The organism is Streptomyces mayonensis, assembly GCF_018982965.1.
Classification (GTDB): Bacteria; Actinomycetota; Actinomycetes; order Streptomycetales; family Streptomycetaceae; genus Streptomyces; species Streptomyces mayonensis.
On record NZ_JACBYP010000084.1, the window covers coordinates 11,936 to 36,064 of the forward strand.

Genomic DNA, 24,129 nt, shown 5'->3' on the forward strand with positions numbered 1-24,129 from the left:
CTGACGGCAATGCTTACGGCAGTGCTCACGGCACAGGAAGGGACCGGCGATGACCGCATTCTCGCTCGAACCGGGACACGTCACCTGGTGCGAAGAGCTGCGCACCCTGGCCGCCGGGAGGCTGCGGCCGCTGGCGGAGAAGGGCGAGCCGGGCCGCGTCAACCGTCCCCTCCTCGCCGAACTCGGTGCGCTCGGTCTGCTGTCCCGCCTGTTCACCTCCGGCGCGCTCGACCTGTGCCTGATGCGGGAGTCCCTCGCCCACTCCTGCACGGAGGCCGAGACCGCCCTCGCCCTCCAGGGACTCGGTGCCCACCCGGTGCACGCCCACGGCACCGAGGCGCAACGCGCCCGCTGGCTCCCGCGGGTGGCCGACGGCACCGCGGTGGCCGCCTTCGCCCTCACCGAACCCGACGCGGGCTCCGACGCGGCGGCCCTGGGCCTGCGGGCGGACCCGGACGCGAGTCCCGGGGCGCGAGCGGAGCCGGCCCCGGGCGCGGGAGCCGACGCCCACGCCGGGACGAAGACGCCGCGCGCCGGGGGCCCCGCACCCGTCCACGCTTCCGACACCGCCCCGGCCGTCCTGGCCACCTCGCCCGCCGCGCCCGCCGCGCCCGCCGCGCCCACTTCGCCCCGCGCGGCCACGCCGGCCCCGTCACCCGCCTCAGCCACCCCGGCCGTCCCGACCGCCGTACCCGACGGCCCTTCCGCCTGGCGGCTCACCGGCGAGAAGCGCTGGATCTCCAACGCCCCCGAGGCCGACTCCTACACCGTCTTCGCCCGCACCACGCCCGGCGCCGGCGCGCGCGGCGTCACCGCGTTCCTCGTGCCCGCCGACCGCCCAGGCCTCACCGGCACCCCGCTCGACATGCTCTCGCCGCACCCCGTCGGCGCCCTCGCCCTCGACGCCGTACCCGTCACCGCGGACGACGTGCTCGGCGTGCCGGACCGCGGCTTCCGGGTCGCGATGGACACCCTCAACCTCTTCCGTCCCAGCGTCGGCGCCTTCGCCGTCGGCATGGCACAGGCCGCGCTGGACGCCACCCTCGCGCACACCGCCACCCGCGACGCCTTCGGCGGCAAGCTGCGCGACCTCCAGGCCGTCTCCCACCAGGTCGCCGAGATGGCCCTGCGCACCGAGGCGGCCCGCCTGATGGTGTACGCGGCGGCGACGGCGTACGACACGGGCGCGCCGGACGTCCCGAAGCGCGCCGCGATGGCGAAGCTGCTGGCCACCGAGACCGCCCAGTACGTCGTCGACCGCGCCGTCCAGCTGCACGGCGCACGCGCGCTGGCCCGCGGCCACCTCCTCGAACACCTCTACCGCGAGGTGCGCGCCCCGCGCATCTACGAGGGCGCCAGCGAGGTGCAGCGCGGCATCATCGCCAAGGAGCTGTACCGCACCCCGCGCCCGACCGAGGAGGCCGGAGCATGACCGCCGAACGGGTCAACCCGCCCGAACTCTCCCCGCCCACCGGCTTCTCCCACGCCGTCGTCGCCACCGGCGCCCGCGTCGTGTTCCTGGCCGGCCAGACCGCCCTCGACCCGTACGGCGGGATCACCGGCGACACCCTCCCCGCGCAGTTCGAGAAGGCCCTCACCAACCTCCTCACCGCGCTGCGCGCCGCGGGCGGCACCCCCGCCGACCTCGCCCGCGTCACCGTCTACGCCACGGACGTCGCCGCCTACCGCACCCACGCCACCGAACTGGGCCGCACCTGGCGCGAACTGGCCGGGCGGGACTACCCGGCGATGGCCGTCGTGGAGGTCGTACGCCTGTGGGACGAACGGGCGTTGGTGGAACTCGACGGGTTCGCCGTACTGCCCTAGGCGCATCGGCCCGCCGGGGCGTTCACGCGGCCGACGGGTGGCCGACCGCCGGGCGCGGGGCGACCACGCGGCCGTCGGGCCGCAGCTCGCCGGTGTCGTCGAAGACGATCGTGCCGTCGCACAGCAGGTTCCAGCCCTGCTCGGGGTGGGCGGCGACGAGGTGCACGGCGACGGCGCCCGCCGCGGAGAAGCCCGAGGCCGAGACACGGGCCGCGGCGGAGTCGTCCGCGGGCGCGGGGGAGTCGGTCGCGGGGCAGGAAGACCGGTGGGTACACATGGCGCACCTCCACGTCGGGGGACCGTCCCGCCGTCGGGACCGTCGCTCGTAGCGACCGTGCGCCCGGCGGGCGGGTGACGCCAAGTCCCCGGCGGCAGGCGTGACAACACCCGGACAAGCCGGGGACGGTTCCACGACGCCCGGTGCGGACTCGCCACCGAAGGGGTGACGGTCACCCGCGCCGACCGCCGCGCCCGGTACCAGTGGAACCCCTCATTCCGACCGACCGGGAGGTCCCCCATGCCCGTACGATCAGCGGCCCTCGCCACGGCCGCCGGCGCCGCCCTGCTCCTCCTCGCCGCCCCCGCCGCCCCTGCCGCCACCGCCGACGCCGGACTGGTCACGGAGTCGGTGACGGTCGACTCGGCCGGCCGAGTCACCGCGGACGGCGCCGTCACCCTGTCCGGCACCTACCGCTGCACCGCCGGCTCCGGCCCCGTCTTCGTCAGCTCCACGGTGAGCCAGGGCGACTCGTCCGTCCGGGCCGGCATCGGCGGCACCCGCGCCACCTGCGACGGCCTGGAGCACCGCTGGGTCAACACGGGTACGCCCGACGCGGTCGTCCTCAAGCCCGGCGCGGCGCACGTCGAGGCCACCCTGATGGAACTGCGCCCAGCGGGCATCGTGCCGCTGCCGAGCTTCCACGCACGGCACGCCCAGGACGTGACACTGATCGCGGGCTGACTTCTTGTTGACGGGACAGTTAGTTTCGCGGAATACGCGACCCGAGCGGTGTGTCGCCGGGGCGAACTGTCCCGTCACGGACTGCTCCGTCAACCCCGATTCACAGGCCTTGTGCCGGATTGCGGTGAAGAGGGGATGTTCTTTCGCTGTTGCGGAAGGGGCAGTGGCTCCCGAGCCGTCCCCGCGTCCGCCGTCTCGTCACCCTGCGTAGTCGCGGCGGGTTGGCGGTGGCGCGGCGTCGTCCGCCGTGGCGGGCGGGTGAGGGTGATCTGGCGGACTGTCTGCTGGAAGCAGATCAGCGAGGCGAGCCCGGGCAGGGCCGCCGCCGCACCGTCGTCGAGCGTCCGGGGCGCCTGGGCGATGCACAGGAACATGGCGATGGCCGAGAACAGCAGGACCACGGCCCAGGAGTGGACCGCCCGGCGCTGGTGCAGCGCCGCCCGCAGCACCGCCAGCGACGCCACCAGCCAGGGCCCGTAGACCAGCAACGGCCACCAGGACACCACGCCGTTGCTGGTGCGGGTCACGGCGGCCAGGCGCAGCGGCTCGTAGGCGACCATGCCGCCGAACAGGCTCACGGAGGCCGCGATGACCGCCGCGAGAGCCGCGACGAAGAGACTCGCGGCACGCAGCCGGCTCATCCTCCGCCGGACCCTGCGATGGCTGGGAGGCGCCTCCCGCAACGGCGGCAGCTCCGCGGTGATCTCCTGCAGATTGCTCAGCGGGGTGCCCGGAGCGGGCGCGGCCGACGACGCGTCGGCGGCGTACGGGACGGTGTGCTGCTGCTCCGCCGGACGCGCGGCGAAGTACTGCTGCTCCGCCGCGTAGGAGTAGGAGGGGGCGGGGGTGTGCTGCTGCTCCACCGCGTCCTGGAGCAGGAACGCGAGTTCCTCGGCCGGGTCCCAGCCGGGCTCGGGCGGAACCAGGGTCTCCTGGAAGGCCTGCTCGGGTGCCCGGTGACGGCCGGTGCCCGTGGTGCGGAACGAACCTTCGGCGTACGGCATGTAAGGGTGAGTGTGGTCTTCGTACACGACGCGCGGGTCACTCCGTCCGAGTACGGGCCGGTGGCGGACTGTGATGTCTGCCGGGTCGGTCGGCGTACTCAGCAGCTGCTGGGAATTCCCCGTGTTCCGCGGTCATATCCGAAGTAACGTCTGCCTACTCCTTCGGATGCGCGGCAGTCGAGTGAACGATTTCTGCGATACTTTTCCAATCCCTAATTCACACCGGTATCAGGTCCGTTCCACCGCCGATTCCGGCGCGGTGGCCGCCGCCGCACCGGAGCCGGGGCGCGGCTTGCCGGAGACGGCGGCGACGACGGCGTCGGCCTCCTCGTCGGGCTCCGGGAGCAGCAGGCCCAGGAGGGTGTACACCACGAGCGAGGTGATCAGCGGGGTGGCCACGACCGTGGTCTGGGAGGCCCCGTCCAGGCCGTACTTGACGAAGAAGTAGCCGCCGAGCCCCAGCGCCCAGGAGGCGAGTGCCGCCCGGGGGCCGCACCGGCGGAAGGCGGGCAGCAGGCCCAGCAGCATCGGTATGGAGATCGGTCCCATGACGGCCGCGACCATGCCCACGATGATGCCCAGGACACCGCCGAAGTGGTCCGCCTCGATGGCCACGATCATCGACAGGGTGATGAACACGACCGTGACCACCCGCGCGGCCAGCAGCCCCGACCGCGTGCTCAGGCCGCGGAAGCGGGGCGAGAGCGCCGGGAGGATGTCGCGGGTGACGACGGCGGAGATCGCGTTCGCGTCGGAGGACGCCATGGCCATGGTGTGGGAGAACATCCCGGACAGGGTCAGGCCCACCAGCCCCATGGGCAGATAGGCCTGCGCCATCAGCGCGTACGTCTGCTCCGGGTCGGCGACGTCCGGCATGAGCACGGGCGCGGCGACCGCCGGGAGCAGCAGTACGGCGGGCCACACGAGGTAGAGAACGGCCGACAGCCCCGCCGAACGACGGGCGGCCCGCGGGGAGTCGGTGGCCATGTAGCGCTGGGCCAGGTTCCACATGCCGCCGTTGTACTCGAAGAGCTTCACGATGACGTACGCGGTGAGGAACCCGGCCGTGTAGGGGCCGACCAGGGGGTCGGTGTGCCCGTCCGGGAGGTCGTGCCACAGGGTGCCCAGGCTGGACACACCGCCCAGCCGGTCCAGCACCACCCACATCATCGCGAGCGCGGCCACGCCCTGGATCACGAACTGGCCCAACTCGGTGAGGGCGTCCGCCCAGAGCCCGCCGACGGTGCAGTACAGGAGCGTGACGACACCGGTCAGCAGGATGCCGGCCGTCATCGACATGCCGGTGAAGACCCTGAGGAGCACGGCGACCGAGGCCCACTTCGCGGCGACGTCGAAGACCTTGAGCAGGGCACCGCTCCAGGCCAGCGCCTGCTGGGCCGGGACGTTGTAGCGGCGGGCCAGGTACTCCAGCGGGGAGGAGACGCGGAAGTGCCGGCGCAGCCGGTTCCACCGGGGCGCGAAGAGCCAGGCGCCGACCGCGGTGCCAACGGCGAGCGGCAGGAAGGCCCACACGTAGATCGTGATGCCGTAGCTGTAGGCGACCGCGGCGTAGGCGACGAACACGGCGGCGCTGTAACCGGACATGTGGTGCGAGATGCCGGTCAGCCACCAGGGCATCCGCCCGCCGCCGGTGAAGTAGTCGGACACGTCGCTGACGCGCCGGTGGGACCACAGGCCGATCAGGACCATCACCAGGAAGTAGCCGCCGACGGCGACCCAGTCGAGCCAGTGCATGGGCAGACCTTCTTCGTCTCTCACATCAGAGAGCGCTCCGAAACCTTTCGAAGCGCGACCACATCTTCCGATCTCCTCGTCTATGTATGTGAACTCATCACACGCATGCGAACCGCTCGGTGAATGTAAGTCCGCCTGCTCAGCGCGTCAAGGCACGGGGAAGACACGGTTGCCGTCACGAACGGCGCGGCAACGGCGGCCTCTTGAGGGCGTGACCGTGTTCGCCGAGGCCAGTCGTACGGGAACGGGGTGCCGAAACTTTCGGACCCGGAGGAAGAAGGGCGGCAAGCGGTCGCCGGACGGTGCAACTACGGTGCGACTCAGGGACGTGACACGACGAAGCCGTGGCCCGGGCGACGGGTACGGAAGGGGCCGTACACCGCACGCGCCGTACCACGGCACGTCATTCGGTACGTTCGGTCGGGATCAGCAGTCCGCGCTGATCTTGATCGTCACCGGGGCGGTGTCCGTCACCTTGCCGTCGGTGGCGTAGACCTCGGCGCTGTACGTGCCGGGCGGAGCGGGGGCGATCGACAGCTGGAGCCAGATGTTGATGGCCAGGCCCCCGTCATCGGGGTCCCGCTCGTTCGTGCCCGGGGCGAGGGTCGCGACCCCGTCGCTGGTCGAGCCGGGGGGCAGGTTCCGCAGTCCGGCCGTGATCGGGGAGGACCAGGTGCCCTCCACGGCCCCGATGGCGTAGGTGCGGGTCACCCGGTTCGGCCTCGCGCAGTACTGGTTGTGGCCCTGGAGCAGTGACCACGTCGCCGACGTGGTGGCGGAATCCGGCGGTGCGGCGGCGGTCGGCGCGGCGGAGGCCGGCGCCGCACCGACCAGCGGCAGTGCGATCACCGACGCCAGACCGACGAGTAATCCGGCTTTCCGGCAACTCTTCTTCATCAAGACCTCCTGGGGGGAGCGCACAAAGGCGGCATGAGGCATTACGGACATGAGGCGCAGCGGGCCTGATGCAGCGCCAAGTCACCTGCCGTTCCCATCACTTGGGGCGGCGGCCACCACGAGTGTCACGCGCGGGACGCTCCTCCAGCAAGACCTTGTTGTACTTTCAATGATCTGTGTCCTGATAACGCTGCCGCACGCCGCCGCGCGCCTGGCAGGACCGCCCCGATTCGGTGCCCCGGCCCGGTGATGTGCCGGTACGCGGGGTCGTCCCGATGCCAGAAGCGCCGCCGCACCCCTCCCCGGCTCGCTGAACAGCAGGCCGGGCGGGGCGCGGCGGCATCTTCACCTCAGATGTCCCGGAGGGACGCGACCTCATCGCGATCGTGACGCTCGACTGTCCTGTGGGCGTCACGATGACGCTCGAGACCGACGGTGCTTCACGCTTTCGCGCCAGGACGCTCATGGGTGTCGAGTCGGGCGCCGAGCGTGAACCCGGTCTGCTTCTGCTGGACGGCCGACAGTGCCTCCGAAAGGTGACTGCGCCGCTTCGGCGAGTGAGGCACTCGCTTCCCCAGGGTGACGAGAGGTGGCCGCCAGGTGACCGGCTCTGTGAGGGCGCGCACAGGGCTCACGTCACATGGGGCCGGGGTTAGTAGACGCCCGACGGCCGCTCGCCCGCATGGTCGTCGGCCGTCCGGACGGGTCGGGCGGCCGGTCTGCGAAGCGGCGTAGTAGGTCACACACTTGTCGCGGCGCCGGAGCGTTCCGCAGGGTGTTCGGCGTACCGGGGAGCCGAGCGCCGGGACCGGACGGGAAGAACCGTCCGTGATCCAGACACCGGCCCTGATGACGCGAAGCCGCGTCCAACGCGGACACCGCGTCGCCGACCCCCCGTCGGCCTCCCCATCACGTTCCCGAATGGAGAGGTACACCCGTGCACGCCACCATGCGCCGCCCCGTCTTCCGCAAGTCCGCCGTGGCCTCCCTCGCCGCTGCGGGCGCCGCCGCCGTCACCCTCAGCCTCGTCCCGAGCCCGGCGCACGCCGCCGAGCCGGCCAAGGCCGCCACCGCGCAGACCCAGACCCAGACCCAGACCGACAAGATCAAGGACATCGTCAAGGCCGGCGAGAAGAAGCACGGCGACGACCTCGACGGCTGGATCCGCACCGCCCTGGACGTCATGGACGCCAAGAAGATCCCGGGCACCTACGAGGGCCTGCACCGCAACATCATGCGCGAGTCGTCCGGCAACCCGACTGCGCAGAACGACTGGGACGTCAACGCCCAGAACGGCATCCCCTCGAAGGGCCTGCTCCAGACGATCCAGCCCACCTTCGACGCCTACCACGTCAAGGGCACGAAGGACTCCATCACCGACCCGGTCGCCAACATCGTCGCCGCCTGCAACTACGCGGCCGACAAGTACGGCTCCATGGACAACGTCGACTCCGCCTACTGACCGGCGGACCCACCGACCGCCTGAGCCCCCGGGACGACCGGTCCCGCGCGGAGGCCGGCGGGGCCCAGGCAGCACGGCGGGGCCGGAGGGACGACATGCCCCTCCGGCCCCGCCCGCGTCGCACCCGGTGCGTCCGGGAAAGGTCCCACAGGTGCCACCACGTCCCCTGCGGCCTCGCTGCGGCCTCGCGTTCATTCAGGTCCGACAGGGGATGACGGCGTCCTTTCGGAACCCCTTCAGATGTCCCGGAAGATGTCGATCTGCGCCCCGATCGAGTTCAGCCGCTCCGCGAGGTCCTCGTAGCCGCGGTTGATGACGTAGACGTTGCGCAGGACCGAGGTGCCCTCGGCGGCCATCATCGCCAGGAGGACGACCACCGCCGGGCGCAGGGCCGGCGGGCACATCATCTCGGCGGCGCGCCAGCGGGTGGGGCCCTCGACCAGGACGCGGTGCGGGTCCAGGAGCTGGAGGCGGCCGCCCAGGCGGTTGAGGTCGGTGAGGTAGATGGCGCGGTTGTCGTAGACCCAGTCGTGGATGAGGGTCTGGCCCTGCGCCGAGGCCGCGATGGCCGCGAAGAAGGGGACGTTGTCGATGTTCAGGCCTGGGAAGGGCATCGGGTGGATCTTGTCGATGGGCGCCTCGAGTTTCGAGGGGCGCACCGTGAGGTCCACCAGGCGGGTGCGGCCGTTGTCCGCGAAGTACTCCGGCGTGCGGTCGTGGTCGAGGCCCATTTCCTCCAGGACCGCCAGCTCGATCTCCAGGAACTCGATCGGGACCCGGCGGACGGTCAGCTCGGACTCCGTGACCACGGCGGCCGCCAGCAGGCTCATCGCCTCGACCGGGTCCTCGGAGGGGGAGTAGTCCACGTCGGCGTCGATGACCGGCATGCCGTGCACGGTGAGGGTGGTGGTGCCGATGCCTTCGACGCGGACGCCGAGGGCCTCCAGGAAGAAGCAGAGGTCCTGGACCATGTAGTTGGAGGAGGCGTTGCGGATGACCGTGACGCCGTCGTGGCGGGCGGCGGCCAGGAGGGCGTTCTCCGTGACCGTGTCGCCGCGCTCGGTCAGCACGATCGGGCGGTCCGGGCGGACGGAGCGGTCGACCACCGCGTGGTAGTGCCCCTCGGTCGCGGCGACGTCCAGGCCGAAGCGGCGCAGCGCGATCATGTGCGGCTCGATGGTGCGGGTGCCGAGGTCGCAGCCGCCGGCGTAGGGCAGCCGGAAGCGGTCCATGCGGTGCAGCAGCGGGCCGAGGAACATGATGATGGAGCGGGTGCGGACGGCCGCCTCGGCGTCGATGGCCTCCATGTCCAGCTCGGCCGGCGGTACGATCTCGAGGTCGACGCCGTCGTTGATCCAGCGGGTGCGCACGCCGACGGAGCCCAGCACCTCCAGGAGGCGGTAGACCTCCTCGATGCGGGCCACCCGGCGCAGCACCGTGCGTCCCTTGTTGAGCAGGGACGCGCACAGCAGCGCCACGCAGGCGTTCTTGCTGGTCTTGACGTCGATGGCGCCCGAGAGGCGTCGGCCGCCGACCACCCGCAGGTGCATCGGACCCGCGTAGCCGAGGGAGACGATCTCGCTGTCCAGCGCTTCGCCGATCCGGGCGATCATCTCAAGGCTGATGTTCTGGTTGCCGCGCTCGATGCGGTTGACGGCGCTCTGGCTGGTGTTGAGCGCCTCCGCGAGCTGTGACTGCGTCCAGCCGCGGTGCTGCCGGGCGTCACGGATGAGCCTGCCGATGCGTACGAGGTAGTCGTCTGCCATGAGCTTGAGGCTATCTCAGATATGAGATCGCGCCTCTCGGGGGGTCCATTCGGGTGACGCGGGGTCAAAAACGCCTCGTCAGCGCTTCGGCGGCGGCTGTTCGCCGCCGCGCGGCGTCCGGTATGGAAGTCCGGTTTGGAAGGGGATGCTCACGATTCGGCGTAGCGGCGGGCGTACGGGTCACCCGGGAGGGGTGTGGCGGGGCGCACGCCACATGGCGCCCGGGCATGACCGGGCCGCCCCTATGTACTAGAGTTATCTCGACATCGAGATATCTGCCGAGGCGCACCGCGGCCGCCACCCTGGTAAGGGCTACCTAACTTAGCCTTGCCTCAGCGGATTTGCCAGGGCGGCGTGGCGGCAGGATGCGGTGGTACGCGCACATGAATGAAGGAGACTGTCGTGTCGGCGAACAGCTTCGACGCCCGCAGCACGCTGCAGGTGGGCGACGAGTCGTACGAGATCTTCCGGCTGGACAAGGTCGAGGGCTCCGCGCGCCTTCCCTACAGCCTGAAGGTCCTGCTGGAGAACCTGCTCCGTACCGAGGACGGCGCGAACATCACCGCCGACCACATCCGCGCCCTCGGGGGCTGGGACTCGCAGGCCCAGCCGTCGGAGGAGATCCAGTTCACGCCGGCCCGCGTGATCATGCAGGACTTCACCGGCGTGCCCTGTGTCGTCGACCTCGCCACCATGCGTGAGGCCGTCAAGGAGCTGGGCGGCGACGCCAACAAGATCAACCCGCTCTCCCCGGCCGAGATGGTCATCGACCACTCCGTCATCGCCGACAAGTTCGGCACCAACGACGCGTTCAAGCAGAACGTCGACCTGGAGTACGGCCGCAACAAGGAGCGCTACCAGTTCCTGCGCTGGGGCCAGACCGCCTTCGACGACTTCAAGGTCGTGCCGCCGGGCACCGGCATCGTCCACCAGGTGAACATCGAGCACCTGGCCCGCGTCGTCATGACCCGGGACGGCAGGGCCTACCCGGACACCCTGGTCGGCACCGACTCGCACACCACCATGGTCAACGGCCTCGGCGTCCTCGGCTGGGGCGTCGGCGGCATCGAGGCCGAGGCCGCGATGCTCGGCCAGCCGGTGTCGATGCTCATCCCGCGCGTCGTCGGCTTCAAGCTGACCGGCGAGCTCACCCCCGGCACCACCGCCACCGACCTGGTGCTGACCATCACCGAGATGCTGCGCAAGCACGGCGTCGTCGGCAAGTTCGTCGAGTTCTACGGCGAGGGCGTGGCCGCCACCAGCCTCGCCAACCGCGCCACCATCGGCAACATGTCGCCGGAGTTCGGCTCCACCGCCGCGATCTTCCCGATCGACGGCGAGACGCTGAACTACATGCGCCTGACCGGCCGCAGCGAGCAGCAGGTCGCGCTCGTCGAGGCGTACGCCAAGGAGCAGGGCCTCTGGCTGGACCCGAAGGCCGAGCCGGACTTCTCCGAGAAGCTGGAGCTGGACCTCTCCACGGTCGTGCCCTCCATCGCCGGCCCGAAGCGCCCGCAGGACCGCATCGTCCTCGCAGGCGCCGCCCAGCAGTTCAAGAGCGACGTCCTCAACTACGTGGACGTGGTGGACGAGGCGGGCAAGGAGTCCTTCCCGGCCTCCGACTCCCCGGCCGTCACCCCGAACGGCGCCCCGTCCAACCCGGTCCGCGTGACCGCCCCCGACGGCACCTCCTACGAGCTGGACCACGGTGCGGTGACGGTCGCGGCCATCACCTCCTGCACCAACACCTCCAACCCGTACGTCATGGTCGCCGCCGCCCTGGTCGCCAAGAAGGCGGTCGAGAAGGGCCTGACCCGCAAGCCGTGGGTCAAGACCACCCTCGCCCCGGGCTCCAAGGTCGTCACCGACTACTTCGAGAAGGCGGGCCTGACGCCCTACCTCGACAAGGTCGGCTTCAACCTCGTCGGCTACGGCTGCACCACCTGCATCGGCAACTCCGGCCCGCTGCCGGAGGAGGTCTCCAAGGCCGTCAACGACCACGACCTCGCCGTCACCTCGGTGCTCTCCGGCAACCGCAACTTCGAGGGCCGGATCAACCCCGACGTCAAGATGAACTACCTGGCGTCCCCGCCGCTGGTCGTCGCCTACGCCCTCGCCGGCTCCATGAAGGTCGACATCACCAAGGACGCCCTGGGCACCGACCAGGACGGCAACCCGGTCTTCCTCAAGGACATCTGGCCCTCGGAGGCCGAGGTCAACGACGTCGTCGCCAACGCCATCGGCGAGGACATGTTCTCCAAGTCCTACAGCGACGTCTTCGCGGGCGACGCCCAGTGGCAGGCGCTGTCCATCCCGACCGGCGACACCTTCGAGTGGGACGCCGAGTCCACCTACGTGCGCAAGCCCCCGTACTTCGAGGGCATGGGCATGGAGCCGGCCCCGGTCGAGGACATCGCCGGCGCCCGTGTGCTCGCCAAGCTCGGTGACTCGGTGACGACGGACCACATCTCGCCCGCCGGCGCCATCAAGGCCGACACCCCGGCCGGCAAGTACCTCACCGAGCACGGCGTCGAGCGCCGCGACTTCAACAGCTACGGCTCGCGGCGCGGCAACCACGAGATCATGATCCGCGGCACCTTCGCCAACATCCGCCTGCGCAACCAGATCGCGCCGGGCACCGAGGGCGGCTACACGCGCGACTTCACCAAGGACGGCGGTCCGGTGTCGTTCATCTACGACGCCTCCCGCAACTACATCGAGCAGGACATTCCGCTCGTCGTCCTGGCCGGCAAGGAGTACGGCTCCGGCTCGTCCCGCGACTGGGCCGCCAAGGGCACCGCGCTCCTCGGCGTCAAGGCCGTCATCGCCGAGTCCTACGAGCGCATCCACCGCTCGAACCTCATCGGCATGGGCGTCCTGCCGCTCCAGTTCCCGGAGGGACGCACCGCCGAGTCCCTCGGCCTGACCGGCGAGGAGACCTTCTCCGTCTCCGGCGTGACCGAGCTGAACGACGGCACCACCCCGCGCACGGTGAAGGTCACCACCGACACTGGCGTCGAGTTCGACGCGGTCGTCCGCATCGACACCCCGGGCGAGGCCGACTACTACCGCAACGGCGGCATCCTGCAGTACGTGATGCGCCAACTGGTCGCTTCCTGACCTGATGTGAAGGAGCGCCCTGCGCCTGCGCCTGCGCCTCGCGCGCGGGGGCGGGGCGCTCACGCGCGCGACGGGCCCGGCACCTTCCAAGGCGCCGGGCCCGACGAAGAACCCCGCACCTGACACCAGGCGCGGGGTTCTTCTGTGGGGTGTCGGGCGTTCTGTCGTGTCCCGTCGCACTCGGAGTGCCCCGTACCCGGAGCCACTGCCCCTGCCGGGGGCCGCGGGGTCAGCCGGGCGTCCCCTGGCCGGCACCACGCAGGACGGCCTGCGCCGAGGACAGGCGTTCCGTCTCGTCACGGTCGCCGTCCGCGCCGCTCGCGACGTCGTCCGCCCAGCCGAGCAGCTGGTGCAGGTGAGGGTCGGTCGCGGCCGCGACGACGTGGGGCTCACCCACGACGACCTCGCCGCCCGTTCCGTCGACAGCGATGAGCGTGCCTTCGGGCAGGGTGCGCCCTCCCGCCCGGACACAGCCGTCGGCGGCGTCGACGGTGAGGCCCGTGGCCCCCACGACGGCGGGCTTTCCCATCGCCCGCGCCACCACGGCCGCGTGACTGGTGGGCCCGCCGCGTGCGGTGACCACCCCGGTCGCGGCGGCCAGGCCGTGCATGTCGAGCGGGGAGGTCTCCGGGCGCAGCAGGACGACCGGTCCGCCCGCCGCCATCCGCGCCGCGCTGTCGGCGGTGGTCGCCACCCGGCCGACGGCGACTCCCGGAGAGGCTCCGAGCCCTCGGGTGAAGACGTTCCGGGGGTCGACCGCCGTGATCCGCGGCGTCCGCACCTGGGCGAGATGCTGCGGTGAGACGCGCAACAGCGCCTCGTCGCGTCCGATCGTCCCGGCCTCGGCGAGGTCGACCGCGACCCGCACCGCGGCACGCCCGACGAATCGCCCGGGACGCACCTGGAGGATGAACAACTCGCCCGCCTCGAAGGTGAACTCGACGTAACACGCGTCGCGGTAGTGCTCCTCCAACTGGTCCAGGGCGGTCAGCAGGCGGGCCCATACGGCGGGTTCCCGGTCGGCCAGCTCGCGCAGGGGTCCGGTCAGCGAGGTGCCGGAGACGACGTCCTCGCCCTGGCGGCCGAACAGGACCTCGCCGAACGGGACGTGCTCCCCGGTGTTGGGATCACGGCTGAAGGCGACGCCCGTACCGCTGTGCTCGTCGCGGTTGCCGAACACCATCGCCTGGACGGTCACGGCCGTGCCGAGGTCGCCGGGGATGTCGTGCAGGGCGCGGTAGGTCCTGGCGCGCGGCGTGTCCCACGACGAGAACACCGCCTCGACGGCGAGTTCCAACTGCCGGGCCGCTTCCTCGGGAACGGGCTCGCCGCTCCGCTCGCGGATGAGCCGCTCGACCTCGCGGATCGCCGTCTCGAAGGCGCCCGGGTCGCCGTCGCGCCCGGCGATCGCCCGGTCCACGCTCGCCAGGCTCTCCTGGCCCACCCCGACGACCTGGGACGCGAAGCTGGTCAGGAACCGCAGCCGCGAGTCCAGCGCGAAACGCGGGTCGCCCATCTCGTCGGCCAGTGCGGCCGTCGCCCCGGAGGTGAGCCCCAGGTTGAGGACGGTGCTCATCATGCCGGGCATCGACACCTTGCCGCCGGAGCGGACCGACACGGCCAGCGGACGCTCCGAGCCGCCGAGCTGGCGGTCCGTGACGGACTCCAACTCGGCCACGGCGGCCGCGAGTTCGGCGGTGAGGCCGTGAGGCAGCCGCCCGGTGCGGAGGTAGGCACGGCAGGCCTCCGTACCGATGACGAACCCCGGTGGCACGGGCAGCCCCAGACGTCGGAGCACGATGAGCCCGTGCGCTTTGCCGCCGAGGACGTCCACGGTCTCCTCGACCTCTGCCGAGAGCGGGTGAATCCAGGTCATCGCGTTGTCATCTCTGCGTCGCCTCTGCTGCTTCGGCTGCGGGGGAGAGGGGCCACGGACGGCGGCCGGTGGGTTCAGTGGATTCAGTGGGTTCAGTGGCGCGGGATGCCGAGCGTGGCCAGCAGGTCCTCGTGCAGCTGGAACCAGACGGTGTGGTACGAGGCGGTGCTGTCCGTCAGGTACTCCAGCGCGCCGGACCTCGCGCGGGCGAGCGCGTCGGCGAGCCGGACCGGATAGCGATGGAACCGGAGCAGGGCAGCGGACAGCTCCGTGCACAGGGGCTCGGCACGCTGGTGGAACTCCGTGAAGCGGTCGAGGACACGGGCGTCGTAGGAGGAGTCGCTGTGGTCGTTCATCGCCATGGCGCCGTTGACGGTGCGGGTCTGCCATGCCGTGCAGAGGTCGAGGAGCTCGGGGTTGAGGACGAGGAACCGGTCGAAGGCCGAGGTCAGAACGGGCCGCACACCGGCCGTCGCGACCTCTTCGGCGATCCGCTCGGCGTCCGTGGCGCGGCCCGCGTCCGTGAGACCCCAGCCGCCGAAGTCGCCCGCGGTGCGCGTGACGAGTCCGGCGACGGCGAGGTCGATGAGTTCCGACTCGACGTCGGACTCGGACAGTCCTGTCGCCCCGGCCACTGCGGACAGGCCCGAGAAGCCGATGCAGCGAAGGGTGTGGAGCACCAGCAGATCGGTGCTGGTGGCGTGGGACGAAACGGGTTGGGTCATGGCGCGGCCCCATCGGGTGTGGTGTGGGAAACGTCTGCGGTGGTGAGGTCGTGGGTGGCCGCGGCATGCGCGGCACCCGGTCCTTGGGCTCGGGTGACGATCGTGTCGTGCCGTACGCGGACCGCGTACTCGGTGGTGTCGTCGGCGTCCGGTACGCCGACGGCCGATGCCAGCAGGCCGCGCTCGTCGAGGACGAGGCGCAGACGCGGCCGGCTGCCGGGGCCGAAGGCGCGCCCCAGGCAGCGGGCGAAGTCACCGATCCTCAGACGGACCAGGCGTCCGGTCTCGGCGTGGTCGGCCGTGGTGACGGCCACCGTGACCAGATCACCGGCCCGCGCGCTGCGGACGGCCTCTTCCGCGGCTTCGAGGCGGTGGGTGCCCAGGACCGTGATCACTCCGGGCTCGGTGAAACCGACCATGCGCCCGCTGAGCAGGTCCCGCAGCTCACCGGGCGGGTCCCAGCGGTCCCGGCTGGCTCGCGCGGGCGGGACGTAGGGCAGGTGCGGGGGGTTCCAGGTGTCGGCCAGGGCGAGCCCGCCCAGGTGCGCGCAGGCCTGTGCGATGTCGAAGGGATCGCCGAATCCGAGGGCGGGATCCGCCGAGGCGCCCGGACCGTCCAGCAGCCGCAGGACCAGCTGAGCCCGTCGTACCTGTCGCGCGGGCGGTGTGCCGGTGCGGGCGTGCGAGTCCGGTGACTCGAGCGCGAGTGCCAGCAACAGAGCTTCCAGGCGGGTCACTTGGTCGAACGCGGCACGGATCGGTTTGTCGTCGAGCACCTCGGTCACTGAGCCCAGGTGTGCCGAGTCGGCCGAGTCGGCGGAGGGGCTTTGGCCGGCCAGCGGCAGCCGTTCGAGCCGGATGCGGGCGAAGGCCCCCAGGGCCTCGGCGGTGGAGGTACGGGTGTGCGGCCGCCCGCCCGCCCGGGACGCTGCCGGGGAACGGATCCCGTCGGCGGTGCCGTGCTCCGCGGCGGCGGCGCGCTCTGCCATGTCGATCAGCACGGCCAGATAGAGGGCGCGTTTGCTCGGGAAGTTCGAGTACACCGCGCCACGCGTCAGTTCGGCCCGTTCGGCGATGCGGTCCACCTTCGCCGTGGCGTACCCGTGCTCGGTGAACTCGGCCTCGGCCGCGGTCAGCACGGCGCCGCGGGTGCGTTCCTGCTGTTGAGCCCGTGTCAACCGGACCATCCGCGACCCCTTCCGTTCGTACGTCGCTGTCTTCCGTTCCCGCGTCGCCGACGTGCGTGCCGTCGGTTCAGCCGGTCAAGCGTCTCTTGCCCAGGACCGAAGATACACGGAACATCCCGATGGTGGGAACATCCGAGCGTGGACCGTGCGGGGCGGCGATACGACAGAAAAGTAGACAAAGCGACTTGGGTTCGGTTCAAAAATCGGATGTTTATTTGTCTCGGCAGTGGTTTCGGTGGCTTGCGGAACGCCCTCCCGTCGAACGGCCCTGGACAATTGATTGCTCTATTTCTCGCGGGTTGGGATGCTCGATCGATGGGTGAAGGAGCATCTTGTGAATGCCTCAGCCGCGACGAGATCGAGGGTATTTCCCGCTGCGCTGTCCTCGGGGCGTACAGGCCGCACCCCCGTTACGTTTTCGGGCTTTCATTCATGGCCGTCGTGCCCGGAATTACGCTGCTGGTGTACGCAATTGCATTCCGGCTGGCGCGCCGGCGTTTGCTGCGCCGCCTGGAGCGGTCCCACGGCGGCGCCCGATTCAGCTGGCCGGATCTGATCGCCGAGATGCGCCGCCGGGATCGGAATATCACCTTCCGTACGTGATGACCGTATGATTCGCCGTCCCGGACCATCGAGGCGACGCGTCCGGTTCGCCCCCCTCGCCACCGTGCCGGCCGTGCGGTATCAGGCTTCCGAGGCGTCCGCGCCGGTTCAATCCATCAGTCTGCGAGGGGCCTGTCGAATCCTCTGTACAGACTCTTCGTCTTGACAGGCATCGCCCGAAAGCGGTCAAATCTGCACAGCGTCACGGTGTTCCCTGACCGAGGGGCGAACAAGGAATCGGATCGACGGGAATATTCTGCAACGGGGGGCGATGTTCGTATGCGAGGGCTGTGCGGACTGCGATTTATTTCTACCGTCACGAGATGACCTTCGTCTTCTTCCTGCATGAGGAATCATCGCGGCGCAACAGCGCCGAAACGGCTTGAGGGAAAGTGAAGCGGTGCGCCTTCATGGCGCCCGTGCCCGCCGCCGAACCGTGAGCGTTCTATCGACTTATCGCCTCCGCCCGCTCGGCATGACGCGTCGCTGAGCCGCACCGGAAGCACCCGTCACAGCAGAAGCGGCCCTGCCAGGCTGCCCATTTCCACCGACGCACGATCGCCTTCCCGTCCCCAACCACGCACCCCGAGGTGATTGATCAATGATCGGTAGGTTAGGAGCCCATGCCGTTCGGACGGCGGAGGTGTCCGGTGTAGATGTCCAGGGGCGGGGCGGCGGGAGGGGCACGGCCTCGGCCGCCGGGGGCGGACTGCCACCGGCCGCCGAGAGCGTGCCCGTAGAAGCCCTGCGGACGTCGGGCGGTCCCCGCACCGGCGGGGAGGACGCGGAGCACGTCCGGCTGCTGGCGGCGCTGCACACACCGCTGCCGCCCATCGTGGTGCATCGTCCCACGATGCGTGTCATCGACGGCGCGCACCGACTGCGTGCCGCACTCCTGCGCGGCGACGACCACATCATGGTCCGCTACTTCGACGGCGCGGAGTCGGACGCCTTCGTCCTTGCGGTCCGGCTCAACAGCGAGCACGGTCTGCCGCTTTCGCTCTCCGACCGCAAGGCCGCCGCGGCCCGGATCGTCGCCTCGCACCCCCAGTGGTCCGACCGCAGGATCGCCCAGGTCGTGGGGCTCGCCGCGAACACGGTGGGGGCCGTACGGCAGCGTTCGACTGCGCAGAATGAGCAGCCGAACACCAGCATCGGCCGGGACGGACGGGTGCGCCCGCGCAACGGAGCCGAGGGACGGCTGCGCGCGGGGGAGCTGATGAGAGCCAACCCGGAGGCCTCCCTGCGCGAGATCGCCAGGCTCGCGGGGATCTCGGCGGCCACCGCCAGCGATGTCCGGGCCCGGCTCAACCGGGGGGAGCCGCTGGTCACGCCGCAACAACGGCAGGCCGTGGTACGGGAGAGCCCTTCGGGAGCGATGGCCCGGCGCTCCTTTCGGCCCGACGGCCCGGCCAGTGATGTCCTGTTGGTGAGCCTCAGCAAGGACCCCTCCTTGCGGCTCACCATGGCCGGCAAGATCCTGCTGCGCGCGCTGCGGGTCTGCTCGGTCGACGCGGACGGGTGGGCGCGCATCGTGGACGCGGTGCCGCCCCACCGCCAGGAGGTGGTGGCCCGCCTCGCCCGGGAGCGCGCCACCGCGTGGCAGTGCCTCGCGGACCGGCTGCTGGAACGGACGGCCGAGACCTCGACCGAGGCGTGGTGAACCGGCTGCCCCTCAGTCCCCGCCGCGAACCGGACGGGGAGCGGACGGGGAGCGGACAGGGAGCGCGGAGCGGTACCGGACAAGGCCGCGCGGTGCGGGCGCGTCGGCGTGCCTGCAGGTTGTGCGTACGGCTTGTGCGTACGGCTTGAGCGCGCGGCTTGTGCGTACGGCTTGTGCGTACGGCTCGTAGGCGGTCGCCGCGCTCAGGGCGCGTCGAGGAACGCGCGGACGTCGCGGGCGAACTCCGGTGCCCCCAGGACGTTGTGACCACCGCGGGGGTAGCGCACCAGCCGTGCGCCCGGTATCCCCGCCGCGGTCTCGTCGAACATCTCCTGCGGCCACAAGTGGTCGCGGCCACCGCACAGCACAAGGGTGGGGGCACTCACCTCGGCCAGCCGGTCCCGGACATCGAAGCCGTCCTCGGCCAGCAGTGTCGCCCTCATGTCCGAAGGGTCGCGCGGCGGCGGATTCAGGCGTCCCGCCATCCACAGCGGCACCATCAGCAGGCGTTGCAGCACCGGGTTGGGGGTGAGGGCGGGGGCGGCTCGATGCATGCCGGAGCGGCCCCGCTCGGCCGCCGCGAGCAGATCCCGGTGAAAGCGCCTGCCGACCGGCCCCAGGGTGTACGCGGCGCAGGCCAGGACCAGCCGGTCGACCACGTCGGGGTGGTCGACCGCCAGTTGCAGGGCGATCGAGCCGCCGGTCCCGTGTCCGAGTACGGGCACGGGACCGGGGAACCGCGCGCGCAGTGCCTCGGCGTGGTCGGCGGCCAGCTCACCGATCGTCGTGCCGACCGGCATGCCGGGGCGACGGTTGGTCCAGAAGACCTCGTACCCGGCGGCGACGAACGGCGCCACCAGCCGGGCCGCCCGGCGCCGCTGCGCACCGGGGGGCGGCACCGTATGCGTCATCGTGAATCCGGACAGGCACACCAGCGGCTTTCCGGAACCGAAGGCGAGATGGGGCAGGCCGGTGCTGAATGTGCCCTGCTTGGCTGCGATATCCACGGGGTCACCTCTCGTACTCGTCGTACTCGATCAGGCTTTGCGAGCGTTCGTGGTCACATCTCGGGTGCGCGGCTACGCTGACGTCCGGACCGGGGCCACCAAATATCGCACGGCACGGGCGAGTCGGTCGGAGGGTCGGTTTCACGAGAAGAGGCGAGGTGTCAGATTGTCCGCCGTACTGCGTCCACAACACCTGGGTCCTTTACCGGAATTCTTGACCGGCGCCGACGCCGTTCCGGTCAAGCGAATACGAACGCCGCTCGGTGACGAGATGTGGTTGGTGAGCGACTACGCCCTGGGCCGCCGAGTGCTGTCCGACCGGTGCTTCAGCAGGGCCGCCGCGGTGGCACCGGGCGCCCCACGGCTGAACTCTGCGGCACCGTCCCCCACGTCGGTGATGAGCCTGGACGGCACCGACCACGCCCGGCTGCGCAGGATCGTCGCGGCCGCCTTCACCACCGGCAAGATGACCGGCATGGCCCCGCTGGTGCGGCGGACGGCAGTCGATCTGCTGGCCGGCATGAGCCGCCTGGACAGCCCCGCCGACCTGGTGTCCTCCTTCGCCGCACCACTGCCGGTGGCCGTGCTGGGCGCCCTGCTCGGGGTGCCCGTCGAGGACCGGGAGATCTTCGGCTCCTGGGTGGAGGTGCTCTTCGACATCACCGCCAGCAGCGATCTGGAGAAGAGCCGGCAGCGGCTCCAGCTGGTCGACTACATGTCCACCCTGATCGACCGCAAGCGGCTGCGGGACGACGACGACCTCCTCACCGACCTCATCCGGGCCCACGACGGCGACGTCCTCTCGCAGGCCGAACTCGTCAGCCTCGGCCTCGCGCTGCTCACCGCCGGCTATGAGACGACGGTCGGGCAGATCGGCCTCGCCGCACTCGTCGTGCTCCAGGAGGGGATTCCCCGGGATTTCGTCAAGGACGATGCGTGGGCGGACGCGTTGGTCGAGGAATTGCTCCGGGTCACCCCGTCGACGGCGATCAGTTTCCCGCGAGTCGCTCTCGAGGACATCGAACTCGGTGATGTCCGGGTACGGGCGGGTGAAGCGGTGGTCGTCTCCCTGCTGCACGGAAATCGCGACGACAAGGTATTCACCGAACCGGAAATACTGCGGGACGACAGGACACCGGCCCATCTCACCTTCGGACACGGAATACACCGCTGTCTCGGAGCGCCCCTGGCACGGCTCCAGGTGCGGACGGCGCTCCTCGAACTGTTCGAGTTCTTCCCCGCGCTGCGGCTGGCCGAGGACGGGCCCGCGGCGCCCGCCGTCGTGTGGAAGGACGGACTGATCACCCGGGGCCTCAGCTCGTTGCGGGTGACGTGGTGAGCCGTCGCCGGCACCTGCGGGACACGGAGCCGTGAAGACCGACAGAAGCAGAAGCGGCGGCAGATCCAGCAGAACCGGCAGAACCAGCGCGATCAGTGGGACCAGCGCGATCAGTGGGACCAGCGGGATCAGAGGGATCAGAGGGATCAGAAGGGGCGGGGGACCGACAGTGGCTGCACACGTGGCGGACGGCATGGCGGAGCCGGAGCCGGCGCAGGACGAGCCGATCGCGATCATCGGCATGGCATGCCGCTTCCCCGAGGCCCCCGCGCCGGGCGACTACTGGCACCTGCTGCACGACGGCCGCTCGGCCGTCAGACGCTCGTCCGAGACCGGCAGGTACGAGGGGACGCTGCCCGACCGGGACCGGTTCGACGCCGCCTTCTTCGGCATATCGCCGCGTGAGGCGAATGCCATGGACCCGCAGCAGCGGCTGGCGCTGGAACTGAGCTGGGAGGCCCTCGAGTCGGCGGGACTGCTCCCCGCCGGACTGCGCGGCGGCGACACCGGCATCTTCCTCGGCGTCTCGGCCAACGACTACGCCGGTGTCGTCCGACGCGAAGGAGCGGCACCGCTCTCGCACCACGCCATGGCGGGAACCCACCGCAGCGTCATCGCCAACCGCGTCTCGTACGCACTCGACCTGCACGGTCCGAGCCTCACCGTCGACGCGGGCCAGGCCTCGTCCCTGGTGGCCGTGCACCTGGCCTGCGCCAGTCTGCGGGGCGGCGAGTCGTACCTGGCCCTGGCCGGCGGTGTGCAGCTGAACCTCACCGAGGACGGCGCCGAACTGGCGGAGGCCTTCGGCGGGCTGTCCCCGGACGGCAGCAGCCGTGCCTTCGACGCGCGCGCCAACGGGTTCGTACGGGGCGAGGGCGCCGGCCTCGTCGTGCTCAAGCCGCTGTCCCGGGCGCTGGCCGACGGAGACCGCGTCCACGCGACGATCAGGGGCAGCGCCGTCAACCACGGCGGCAGCGGCGCGGGACTGACCGTGCCCAGCGCGGGGGCGCAGGCCGACGCCGTGCGCGCGGCCCACCGACAGGCCCGGGTCGCCCCTGAAGAGGTGCAGTACGTCGAACTCCACGGCACCGGCACGAAGGTGGGCGACCCGATCGAGGCGGACGCCCTCGGCACGGTGTTCGGCGCACGACGAAGCGGCCGGGATCCGCTCCGGGTGGGCTCGGTCAAGACCAACATCGGCCATCTGGAGGCGGCGGCGGGCATCGCCGGCCTGCTCAAGGTCACCCTGGCCCTGTCCCGCGGCGTGATCCCCGCGAGCCTCAACTTCGAGTCGGCCAACCCCCTGATCGATCTCGACGCGCTCGGCCTGTGCGTGCAGACGCGGGCCGAGCGGTGGCCTGCGCGCGAGGGCACGGAGCGGGTGGCCGGGGTCTCCTCCTTCAGCATGGGAGGCACCAACTGCCATGTCGTCGTGTCGGCGGCGCCCGCCGCGTCCGCCGCTGCGACCACCGCTACCGCCGCGACCGTTGCGGCCGCCGCGACCGTTGCGACTGCGGCGACTGCCGCGACCGCTGCGGACCGACCGGCCGACGACGCCGTCGCGCAGCTCCCGGTGTCCGTGCCGTGGGTGCTCTCGGGACGCGGCGCACAGGCGCTGCGGGACCAGGCACGGAAGCTGCGGGACCACGTGACGGCGAACCCCGCCGACCGGACCGAGGACATCGGCTACTCACTGGCCACCACCCGAACCGCCTTCACCCACCGCGCAGTTGTCGTCGCGGCGGCCCGTGAGGATTTCGTGGCGGCTCTCGAGGCCGTGGCCCTCGGCACGGCGACGGACGCGGTCACCACCGGCAGCGCCACGGAGTCGGGGGAGCCGCTGACCTTCGTCTTCCCGGGTACGGCCGACGCGCTCCTTGACGCCGGGCGTGCGCTGCTGCTCCGCTCGGCCGAGTTCGCGGCGGCCCTTGCCGCGTACGACGAGGCGTTCGCGCCCTGCGGCCTGCGGTCCGCCACCGGCGTACTGCGCGGCACCGAGCCCGACGCGCCAGGTCCTGAGGCGTCCACGGCGTGCGTGTTCGCGGTCACGCTCGCGCTCGTGGCCGTCTGGCGTGCGTACGGCGTCCGGCCGGACGCGGTGAGTGCCCCGGCGGGGCCCGGCACGGTGGCCGCGGCGGTCGTCCGGGGCCTGCTGACACCGGAGGAAGGCGCCCGCCTCGTCGCCGCGGGCGAAGTCGTCCACGAATACGACGAGTTCGCCAGGCCTGCCGCCGCCGACGCCCTGTGTCTCGACGCCACGGGACGGCTCGGCGTGCGTACGCCGGAAACGGGAGCCTGGAGCGCCCCGAACGGTTCGCCGTCCGAGCCGGACTTCCTCACGGCCCTCGGGCAGTTGTACGTGCGGGGCGTGCAGGTCGACTGGAGCCCCGCTTTCGCGGGCACACGGCCCACGGTCGTCGAACTGCCCTCGTACGCCTTCCAGCGGGAGTCGTACTGGTGGCCCGAGGCCGGCACGGAAGCGGCCGACGGTCCCGTGTCCGGGTCCATGCCGCGCTCGGGGGCCTCTGCCGAGGAGACCGTCTTCTCGGTGGTCCGCGAGGTGCTGGGCGGGGGCGCATTCGACGGCGGATCGGCGTTCAGGGACGCGGGCTTCGATTCACTGATGCTGGCCGAACTGCGGGACCGGCTGTCCGAGGTGACCGGCCTTGACATTCCGTCGACAGCGGTATTCGACCACCCGACCCCCCTGGCCCTCAGCGACTTCCTGGCCGCTCTTCAGGAGGATTCCGGCGACAGCGCTCCCGAGCGGGCCATCGAGAAGACGTCACGCGAATCCACCTCCGGTGATCCTGTGGTGATTGTGGGGATGGCTTGTCGTTTTCCTGGTGGGGTGGTTTCGCCGGAGGGTTTGTGGGATGTGGTGGTGTCGGGTGGGGATGTGGTGTCTGGTTTTCCGGTGGATCGGGGGTGGGGTGC

At 71.1% G+C, this 24,129-nt stretch carries 18 protein-coding genes; 9 read left to right on the forward strand and 9 right to left on the reverse strand.

Annotated features, from left to right (window positions below):
* Positions 1-49: 49 nt before the first annotated feature.
* Positions 50-1,432, forward strand: coding sequence for an acyl-CoA dehydrogenase family protein (locus HZS56_RS38490; protein WP_253914896.1), 1,383 nt, complete (start codon positions 50-52; stop codon positions 1,430-1,432).
* Positions 1,429-1,827: a RidA family protein gene (locus HZS56_RS26450; RefSeq protein WP_216723286.1), complete on the forward strand. Its 399-nt coding sequence runs from the start codon at positions 1,429-1,431 to the stop codon at positions 1,825-1,827. Before HZS56_RS38490 ends, HZS56_RS26450 begins: the two co-directional genes overlap by 4 nt.
* 22 nt (positions 1,828-1,849) lie before the next feature.
* Here HZS56_RS26450 and HZS56_RS26455 read toward each other — a convergent pair whose 3' ends face one another.
* Positions 1,850-2,104, reverse strand: coding sequence for a DUF5999 family protein (locus HZS56_RS26455; protein ID WP_216723287.1), 255 nt, complete (start codon positions 2,102-2,104; stop codon positions 1,850-1,852).
* Between the two features lie 240 nt (positions 2,105-2,344).
* On the opposite strand from HZS56_RS26455, the gene HZS56_RS26460 reads away from it, so the two are divergent.
* The gene (locus tag HZS56_RS26460) at positions 2,345-2,788 is read left to right on the forward strand and encodes a DUF6299 family protein (RefSeq protein ID WP_216723288.1); all 444 of its coding nucleotides are present in this window, start codon (positions 2,345-2,347) and stop codon (positions 2,786-2,788) included.
* An 89-nt stretch (positions 2,789-2,877) separates the two neighbouring features.
* On the opposite strand, the gene HZS56_RS26465 is transcribed toward HZS56_RS26460, so the two are convergent.
* From HZS56_RS26465 to HZS56_RS26475, 3 genes are all read right to left on the reverse strand, one after another.
* Positions 2,878-3,792: a DUF2637 domain-containing protein gene (locus tag HZS56_RS26465; protein WP_216723289.1), complete on the reverse strand. Its 915-nt coding sequence runs from the start codon at positions 3,790-3,792 to the stop codon at positions 2,878-2,880.
* A gap of 228 nt (positions 3,793-4,020) precedes the next feature.
* Positions 4,021-5,547, reverse strand: a complete 1,527-nt coding sequence (locus HZS56_RS26470) for a sodium:solute symporter family protein (RefSeq protein ID WP_216723290.1) — start codon at positions 5,545-5,547, stop codon at positions 4,021-4,023.
* A gap of 426 nt (positions 5,548-5,973) precedes the next feature.
* Positions 5,974-6,444 (reverse strand): DUF5980 family protein, encoded by a 471-nt coding sequence (locus tag HZS56_RS26475; RefSeq protein ID WP_216723291.1) that lies wholly within the window; start codon positions 6,442-6,444, stop codon positions 5,974-5,976.
* Between the two features lie 937 nt (positions 6,445-7,381).
* Between HZS56_RS26475 and HZS56_RS26480 the strand changes: the two genes are divergently transcribed.
* On the forward strand, positions 7,382-7,906 hold the full coding sequence (locus HZS56_RS26480; RefSeq protein WP_216723292.1) for a transglycosylase SLT domain-containing protein: 525 nt from the start codon (positions 7,382-7,384) through the stop codon (positions 7,904-7,906).
* A 236-nt stretch (positions 7,907-8,142) separates the two neighbouring features.
* On the opposite strand, the gene HZS56_RS26485 is transcribed toward HZS56_RS26480, so the two are convergent.
* Positions 8,143-9,672, reverse strand: a complete 1,530-nt coding sequence (locus HZS56_RS26485; RefSeq protein WP_216723293.1) for a helix-turn-helix domain-containing protein — start codon at positions 9,670-9,672, stop codon at positions 8,143-8,145.
* A gap of 402 nt (positions 9,673-10,074) precedes the next feature.
* Here HZS56_RS26485 and acnA point away from each other — a divergent pair, with 402 nt between their 5' ends.
* Positions 10,075-12,792 (forward strand): aconitate hydratase AcnA, encoded by a 2,718-nt coding sequence (gene acnA, locus HZS56_RS26490; protein ID WP_308408161.1) that lies wholly within the window; start codon positions 10,075-10,077, stop codon positions 12,790-12,792.
* 229 nt (positions 12,793-13,021) lie between these two features.
* Here the strand turns inward: acnA and HZS56_RS26495 are convergent, their stop codons facing one another.
* The 3 genes from HZS56_RS26495 to HZS56_RS26505 all read right to left on the reverse strand — a co-directional run bounded on the left by HZS56_RS26495 (position 13,022) and on the right by HZS56_RS26505 (position 16,580).
* On the reverse strand, positions 13,022-14,668 hold the full coding sequence (locus HZS56_RS26495) for a pyruvate, phosphate dikinase (protein WP_216723295.1): 1,647 nt from the start codon (positions 14,666-14,668) through the stop codon (positions 13,022-13,024).
* A 92-nt stretch (positions 14,669-14,760) separates the two neighbouring features.
* A complete protein-coding gene (locus tag HZS56_RS26500; protein ID WP_216723296.1) occupies positions 14,761-15,393 on the reverse strand; it encodes a transcriptional regulator in 633 nt (210 codons plus the stop codon).
* Complete coding sequence (locus HZS56_RS26505) at positions 15,390-16,580, reverse strand: TetR/AcrR family transcriptional regulator (RefSeq protein WP_216723297.1); 1,191 nt, start codon at positions 16,578-16,580, stop codon at positions 15,390-15,392. The genes HZS56_RS26500 and HZS56_RS26505 overlap by 4 nt, the downstream gene beginning before the upstream one ends.
* A 315-nt stretch (positions 16,581-16,895) precedes the next feature.
* Between HZS56_RS26505 and HZS56_RS26510 the strand changes: the two genes are divergently transcribed.
* Together HZS56_RS26510 and HZS56_RS26515 are read left to right on the forward strand one after the other, a co-directional pair.
* Entirely contained in the window at positions 16,896-17,183 is a 288-nt protein-coding gene (locus tag HZS56_RS26510) for a hypothetical protein (protein WP_216723298.1), read from the forward strand.
* A gap of 730 nt (positions 17,184-17,913) precedes the next feature.
* The gene (locus tag HZS56_RS26515) at positions 17,914-18,846 is read left to right on the forward strand and encodes a streptomycin biosynthesis protein (RefSeq protein ID WP_308408162.1); all 933 of its coding nucleotides are present in this window, start codon (positions 17,914-17,916) and stop codon (positions 18,844-18,846) included.
* A 203-nt stretch (positions 18,847-19,049) separates the two neighbouring features.
* Here the strand turns inward: HZS56_RS26515 and HZS56_RS26520 are convergent, their stop codons facing one another.
* Positions 19,050-19,853, reverse strand: a complete 804-nt coding sequence (locus HZS56_RS26520; protein WP_216723300.1) for an alpha/beta fold hydrolase — start codon at positions 19,851-19,853, stop codon at positions 19,050-19,052.
* Positions 19,854-20,124: 271 nt separating this feature from the next.
* Here HZS56_RS26520 and HZS56_RS26525 point away from each other — a divergent pair, with 271 nt between their 5' ends.
* Positions 20,125-21,192 (forward strand): cytochrome P450, encoded by a 1,068-nt coding sequence (locus HZS56_RS26525; RefSeq protein ID WP_253914901.1) that lies wholly within the window; start codon positions 20,125-20,127, stop codon positions 21,190-21,192.
* Positions 21,193-21,361: 169 nt separating this feature from the next.
* Positions 21,362-24,129: type I polyketide synthase (locus tag HZS56_RS26530; RefSeq protein WP_216723301.1), on the forward strand; the 2,768-nt coding region annotated here is incomplete at its 3' end.

Excerpts from the sequence above, each read along its gene's own strand:
- HZS56_RS26500 (WP_216723296.1), bottom strand. The coding sequence starts at position 15,393 with ATGACCCAACCCGTTTCGTCCCACGCCACCAGCACCGATCTGCTGGTG.
- HZS56_RS26475 (WP_216723291.1), bottom strand. The coding sequence starts at position 6,444 with ATGAAGAAGAGTTGCCGGAAAGCCGGATTACTCGTCGGTCTGGCGTCG.
- HZS56_RS26450 (WP_216723286.1), top strand. The coding sequence starts at position 1,429 with ATGACCGCCGAACGGGTCAACCCGCCCGAACTCTCCCCGCCCACCGGC.
- HZS56_RS26460 (WP_216723288.1), top strand. The coding sequence starts at position 2,345 with ATGCCCGTACGATCAGCGGCCCTCGCCACGGCCGCCGGCGCCGCCCTG.
- HZS56_RS26525 (WP_253914901.1), top strand. The coding sequence starts at position 20,125 with ATGTGGTTGGTGAGCGACTACGCCCTGGGCCGCCGAGTGCTGTCCGAC.
- HZS56_RS38490 (WP_253914896.1), top strand. The coding sequence starts at position 50 with ATGACCGCATTCTCGCTCGAACCGGGACACGTCACCTGGTGCGAAGAG.
- HZS56_RS26470 (WP_216723290.1), bottom strand. The coding sequence starts at position 5,547 with ATGCACTGGCTCGACTGGGTCGCCGTCGGCGGCTACTTCCTGGTGATG.
- HZS56_RS26510 (WP_216723298.1), top strand. The coding sequence starts at position 16,896 with ATGGGTGAAGGAGCATCTTGTGAATGCCTCAGCCGCGACGAGATCGAG.
- HZS56_RS26495 (WP_216723295.1), bottom strand. The coding sequence starts at position 14,668 with ATGACCTGGATTCACCCGCTCTCGGCAGAGGTCGAGGAGACCGTGGAC.
- HZS56_RS26505 (WP_216723297.1), bottom strand. The coding sequence starts at position 16,580 with ATGGTCCGGTTGACACGGGCTCAACAGCAGGAACGCACCCGCGGCGCC.
- HZS56_RS26455 (WP_216723287.1), bottom strand. The coding sequence starts at position 2,104 with ATGTGTACCCACCGGTCTTCCTGCCCCGCGACCGACTCCCCCGCGCCC.
- HZS56_RS26465 (WP_216723289.1), bottom strand. The coding sequence starts at position 3,792 with ATGCCGTACGCCGAAGGTTCGTTCCGCACCACGGGCACCGGCCGTCAC.
- HZS56_RS26485 (WP_216723293.1), bottom strand. The coding sequence starts at position 9,672 with ATGGCAGACGACTACCTCGTACGCATCGGCAGGCTCATCCGTGACGCC.